We start from the raw sequence: 1,261 nt of genomic DNA on the forward strand, positions 1-1,261 counted from the left end.
CGCGGCAGGCCGCGCACGGTCAAGTCCCGCCGGGTCACCGCCGAAGGCGGCGACACGCCGCGCCACGGCTACTACACGTTCACCTGCACCCCGATCGAGGTCGGCGCCGCCGACACCGCCCCGGCGACGGCGCGCCCGCCCGACCCCGCGCGGGACGACGGCGCCCTGCCCCACGAGCACGCCGCGACGGGCGAGGCGTACGAGTCCAACGGGGCGCACGGAACCCACGAGTCGCCCGGCCCGCGCGAGCCGTATCAGCGCGAGCCGCACCAAGGGGTGCTCGTCTTCGCCGCCGACGTCACCGACCAGATCGAATCCGCCGAGCGGCTGCGCGCCAGCGAGCGCCGCCAGCGCGAGGCCGCCGTCACCCTCCAGCGCAGCCTGCTGCCCCAGGAGCTGGAGCAGCCCGACGACCTGCGCGTCGCCGCCACCTACCAACCCGGCGGCACCGACGCCGCCGTAGGCGGCGACTGGTACGACGTCATCACCCTCGGCGCCGGCCGCACCGCCCTCGTCATCGGCGACGTCATGGGCCGCGGAGTGCGCGCCGCCGCCGTCATGGGCCAGCTCCGCACGGCCGTACGGGCCTACGCCCGGCTCGACCTCCCGCCGCACGAGGTCCTCCAGCTCCTCGACGGCCTCGCCGCCGAGATCGACGCCAGCCAGATCGCCACCTGCGTCTACGCCGTCCATGACCCCAACGAGGGCCGCCTCGTCTATGCCTCCGCGGGCCATCTGCCCATCATCGTCCGCGACCCCGACGGCACCGTCCGCCGCGCGGCCGAGCCCACCGGCCCGCCGCTCGGCACCGGCGGCTGGCTGCACTCCTCCGGCTCCGTGCCGCTCGGCCCCGGCGCCAGCGCCGTCCTCTATACGGACGGCCTCGTGGAGCGCCGCGACGAGGACATCGACACCGGCGTCGCCTCCCTGGAGCGCGCCTTCGCCGGCGCCACGGGCTCCCCGCAGGTCATGTGCGACCGGCTGCTGCGCGCCCTCGGCGTCACCGCGGAGCACGACGACGACGTCGCCGTGCTCGTGCTCCAGCACCCCGCCCGTACGGGCCACGACGCCGAGCTGTTCCACAACGCCGCGCTGGAGCTCCTCGGCGGCATCGAGGCGGCCCCGCGCGCCCGCGCCTTCGCCTCGGGCGTCCTGGCCAGCTGGCGCTTCCCCACCGAGCTGCGCGACCTCGGCGTGCTGGCCGCCAGCGAGCTCGTCGCCAACTCCCTCCAGCACGGCACCCCGCCCATGCGGCTGAGAC

Annotated in this window: 1 protein-coding gene; it reads left to right on the top strand. The window is 76.4% G+C overall.

Annotated features, from left to right (window positions below):
- A partial coding sequence (locus tag ACFU99_RS44040; RefSeq protein ID WP_384404464.1) for a SpoIIE family protein phosphatase occupies window positions 1–1,261 on the top strand: 1,261 nt, incomplete at both ends.

The sequence above is a fragment of the Streptomyces sp. NPDC057654 genome (assembly GCF_042800135.1).
GTDB lineage: Bacteria > Actinomycetota > Actinomycetes > Streptomycetales > Streptomycetaceae > Streptomyces.